The sequence below is a fragment of the Herbaspirillum sp. B65 genome, assembly GCF_000333555.1.
Lineage (GTDB): Bacteria > Pseudomonadota > Gammaproteobacteria > Burkholderiales > Burkholderiaceae_D > Herbaspirillum > Herbaspirillum rubrisubalbicans.
Map to the genome: position 1 here is coordinate 1 of NZ_BADI01000088.1, position 4,270 is coordinate 4,270.

The window sequence follows — 4,270 nt, forward strand, 5'->3', positions numbered from 1 at the left end:
AGCACATGTATTCGCAGGCCCAGCAAACCTATACTACCTCAAGCGCAAGGTGGCAGCCGGTGAGATGACCCTGCCTGTCGCTGCCTTGAAGCCTGGCAGTTTCGGTTACACCCGGCCCAAATCGCCCCAGAGCCATTGAGCTTCCGTCCTTGTTCTCTGTTCCTTTTTGTTTTTCCAGCCCCTTCGCTCCAGGAGTCCAGCGCCATGACCACTACCCTCCATACCGTTTCGTTCAAGCGTAGTCTGCTCACGTTTGCCTTGTCGGCCTTGCTGCCGCTGACGGCGTTTTCGCAAACCATGGTTCCCGGCCAGCTCAAGGTCGGCATGGAGATCACCTATCCGCCGTTCGAATCCTGGCAAGGCGACAAGGTGGTCGGCTTTGATCCCGAGTTCGCCGAGATGCTGGGCAAGGTGATGAAGGTCAAGCCTGCCTTTGTCGACACCAAGTTCCCCAGCCTGATTCTGGGTCTGGGCGGAGGACAGTTCGATGCCGTCATTTCCGGCATGTACATCACCCCCGAGCGCACGGCCCAGGCCGATGCCATCGCCTATGGCCGTACTGGCGCGGCCATCATGGTAGCCAAGGATGGCGGTGTGATGCCGCAGACCGAAAACGATCTGTGCGGCCTGAAGGTTGGTCTGCAGGCCGGCACCAGCTGGGTCAACGCATTGAAGAAGCTGTCCACCGACTACTGTACTCCCCATGGCAAGCCAGCAGTGGCCGTGAGCGAGTTCCCGACTGCACCCGAAGTCTCGCAAGCCCTGCTGTCGAAAAACATCCAGGCGCAGATGGAAATCGCCGGTGCCGCCAAGATGCTGGCCGAACGCAGCAAGGGCCGTATCGTGATCAGCTCGCCCGCTCTGGTGTATCCGCAGACGCTCGGCATCTACGTGAAGAAGGGTAATACCGGCCTGTACCAGGCATTGCAAAAGGCGCTGGCGGCAAGCCAGGCCAGCGGCGACTATGCAGCCCTGATCAAGAAGTACGATCTTGAGCCTGTGGCCGCCAAGTAATTTCCAGCTTGACCCTCCAGGAGCCCCCGCATGGCATTAGATTGGTCGTATTTCTGGTCCTTGTTTTCGATGGGGATCTTCTGGCGCGCCTGCCTCACGGTGGTTGAGCTCGGCTCGCTCGTCTGGGTGCTGGGGATGGTGCTGGGCTTTTTGCTGGCCTGTGCCCGCACCTCCGGCACGCGCTGGGTCAACTGGGCGGCGGGGCTCTATATCTGGCTCTTCCGCAGTCTGCCGCTGCTGGTCGTGGTGGTAGTGGTATTCAACCTGCCGCAGATATTCCCGATGAGCCGCAGCATCGTCGGCGATCCCTTCTTTGCCGGCCTGGTCGCCATGGTGCTCACCGAAGCCGCCTACATGGCTGAAATCCACCGCAGCGGCCTGCAGTCGGTCGCCCGCGGCCAGCGCGAAGCGGGACGGGCGCTGGCCTTCAGCCTGTTCGGCACGATGCGGCTGATCGTCATCCCGCAAGCGTTCCGCATTGCCTTGCCCACTCTCATCAACGAATACGTCACCATCATCAAGTTGACCTCGCTGGTGTCGGTGATCTCCCTGCCCGAGTTGTTGATGACGGGCCTGCGGCTGTATTCGCAAAATTTCCTGGTGATGGAAACCCTGCTGGGTGTGGCCGTGTATTACGTGCTGTTGGTCACCCTGTTCAGCACGCTGCTGGGTTGGCTGGAGCGCCGGCTGGATCTGCAGACGCGTCATCCCGCCACCCTCAGCGAGGCCGACTGTAGCACCTTGCGCAACCAGCTCGGTGCACTGCCGGCCGTGCCAGCGGTGACCCAGGCGGCAGGCCAGCCAAGCGCGTTGGAGTTGATCGACATCCACAAATCCTATGGCGTGCATCAGGTCCTCAAAGGGGTGAACCTGAAGGTGGGGGTAGGGGAGGTGGTCTCCATCATCGGGCCCTCGGGTTCCGGCAAGACCTCGCTGATCCGTACCATCAATGCGCTGGAGAAGATCGACCAGGGCGAGATCATCCTCTTCGGCGAAGGCTATATCAGCGCCCATGCTTCGCTCGACAGCAGCCTGGTACGCAATGGCATCGGCCGCATCGGCATGGTGTTCCAGAGCTTCAACCTGTTCCCGCATCTGAGCGTACTGGAGAACGTGTTGCTGGCGCCGCGCTATCATCACCAGCCGGCCGATGCGGTGCTGCGCAAGACCCAAGCCCTGCAACTGCTGGACAAGGTTGGCCTGCTGGCGCACCAGCACAAATACCCGCACCAGCTCTCGGGCGGGCAGCAGCAGCGGGTGGCGATTGCCCGCGCACTGGCCATGTCGCCCGATGTGATGCTGTTTGACGAACCCACCTCGGCGCTAGACCCTGAGCTGGTCGGCGAGGTCTTGAAAGTGATCCAGGATCTGGCCCAGGAGGGCATGACGATGGTGATCGTCACACACGAGATGGACTTCGCGCTGACGATTTCGGATCGTGTGCTGTTCATGGAAAATGGCCGCGTCCAGCTGGATGCCTCGCCCCAGCACATCCGTCAGGCCACCGCCACGGACGCCGCGACCCTGCGCGTGCGCCGCTTCATAGGATTGGACTCTTGAGATGACGATGACTTCTGACGAACTCAGCCTGCGCCGTGACCTTGCCGCCGCGTACCGACTGGCCGCGCTGTTCGGCTGGGATGACACGCTCTATACGCACTTCTCGGTACGGCTGCCGCGTGCGGCCAATGCCGCGCCGGAGGACGATCGTTTCCTCATCAATCCCTTCGGACTGATGTTCGACGAGGTGCGTGCCAGCGATTTGCTGGTGATCGACCTGCACGGACGAGTGGTCTCCGGCAAGGCCGACTACAACGTGGCCGGTTTTACCATCCACAGCGCCGTGCACATGGCCCGCGAGGATGCCCACTGCGTGCTGCACACCCACACGCTGCCCGGCATGGCGGTAGCGGCCTGCGAGCAGGGACTGTTGCAGCTCAATCAGATCAGCACCGAGTTTCACCAGCGCTTGAGTGTGCATGTCTACGAAGGCGTGGCCTTCAATCTGGAGGAACGCGCACGCATTCAACAATCGCTCGGCAACAACATTGCCTTGCTGCTGCGCCACCATGGCCTGTTGTCGGTGGGCGCCACGGTGGCTGACGCGTTTTACGTCATGTTTTACCTTAACCGCGCCTGCGAGATCCAGATGGCCGCCGCGCAGATGGCCGCCATCGCCGGCCCCGTCACCGAGATACCCGCGCATCTCAGCCAGCACGCCTGCGAGCAGTTGCAAAGCGTCGAACATGAACGCCAGATCCTCTGGCAGGCCTGGCTGCGCCGCCTGGACCGCATCGATCCTTCTTACCGCGACTGAGGGGCCGCCGTATGCCTACCTTGCTGCTTTGCAGTGCCACCGATGACCTCAGCGATCTGCACGCGGTCTTTCGTGAGCAGGCCGCGCGCCGTATGCCTGAGCTGCAAGTGCGGCTATGGCCGGATCTGCCTGACCCCGCCGCGGTCGACGCCGTGGCGGCCTGGTATCCGCCTGATGCAGTCATCGAAAGCTTGCCCAATCTGCGTCTGATCTCGTCGATTGCGGCGGGTGTCGATCATGTACTCGGCCCGGCGCAGGCCCATCCCGCAGTCCCCGTCTGCCGTATCGTCGATCCTGCGCTGGCCGCAGGCATGGCCGAATACGTGCTGTGGTCCGTGCTGTATTACCACCGTGCGCTGGATCAGGCGCTGCAGCAGCAGGTGCAGCGCGTGTGGAAGATCCCGGTGCAAAAGCCCGCGCATCAGACCCATGTCGGCCTGATGGGGCTGGGTGCGCTGGGTAGCCATCTGGCCCGGGTGTTGTGCGATCAGGGTTTTACCGTCAGTGGCTGGTCGCGTTCGGCGCGTCACATCAATGGCGTTAGCACCTATGCCGGTGGCGATTCGCTCGACACATTCCTGCAGGCGCCCGATATCGTGGTGTGCCTCTTGCCGCTGACGGACGCCACCCGCAAGCTGCTCGGCCGCAAAGTGTTTGCGGCGATGAAGCCGGGCGCAGCGCTGGTGCATTGTGGCCGGGGTGAGCATCTGGTGGAGGAGGATTTGCTGGAAGCGCTGGACCGGCAGCACTTGCGCGGGGCTGTGCTGGATGTGTTTGCGCAGGAACCGCTACCGCCATCGAACGCCCTGTGGGCACACCCGCGCGTGGTGGTCACGCCGCATATGGCGTCGAGTGCGCAGCCGGAGGTGATCGTCGGGCAGATTCTGGATAATCTGCAGCGGGTGCGCAGTGGGGAGGCTGTGTGAATAGTGTATCGGG

At 62.3% G+C, this 4,270-nt stretch carries 4 protein-coding genes; all 4 read left to right on the plus strand.

The genetic code is table 11. The annotated features are described in order from the left end of the window. Positions 1-204: 204 nt before the first annotated feature. The 4 genes from I5W_RS02665 to I5W_RS02680 are packed head-to-tail and all read left to right on the plus strand — an operon-like array spanning position 205 to position 4,257. Positions 205-1,014 carry an ABC transporter substrate-binding protein gene (locus I5W_RS02665; protein ID WP_044528070.1) on the plus strand — a complete coding sequence of 270 codons (810 nt, stop codon included), beginning with the start codon at positions 205-207 and terminating at the stop codon, positions 1,012-1,014. 30 nt (positions 1,015-1,044) lie between these two features. Further along, complete coding sequence (locus tag I5W_RS33935) at positions 1,045-2,574, plus strand: amino acid ABC transporter permease/ATP-binding protein (RefSeq protein WP_044528071.1); 1,530 nt, start codon at positions 1,045-1,047, stop codon at positions 2,572-2,574. A gap of 1 nt (position 2,575) precedes the next feature. Beyond that, entirely contained in the window at positions 2,576-3,331 is a 756-nt protein-coding gene (locus I5W_RS02675) for a class II aldolase/adducin family protein (protein WP_199901691.1), read from the plus strand. An 11-nt stretch (positions 3,332-3,342) separates the two neighbouring features. After that, on the plus strand, positions 3,343-4,257 hold the full coding sequence (locus I5W_RS02680) for a 2-hydroxyacid dehydrogenase (RefSeq protein ID WP_044528073.1): 915 nt from the start codon (positions 3,343-3,345) through the stop codon (positions 4,255-4,257). The last annotated feature ends 13 nt before the right edge of the window (positions 4,258-4,270 follow it).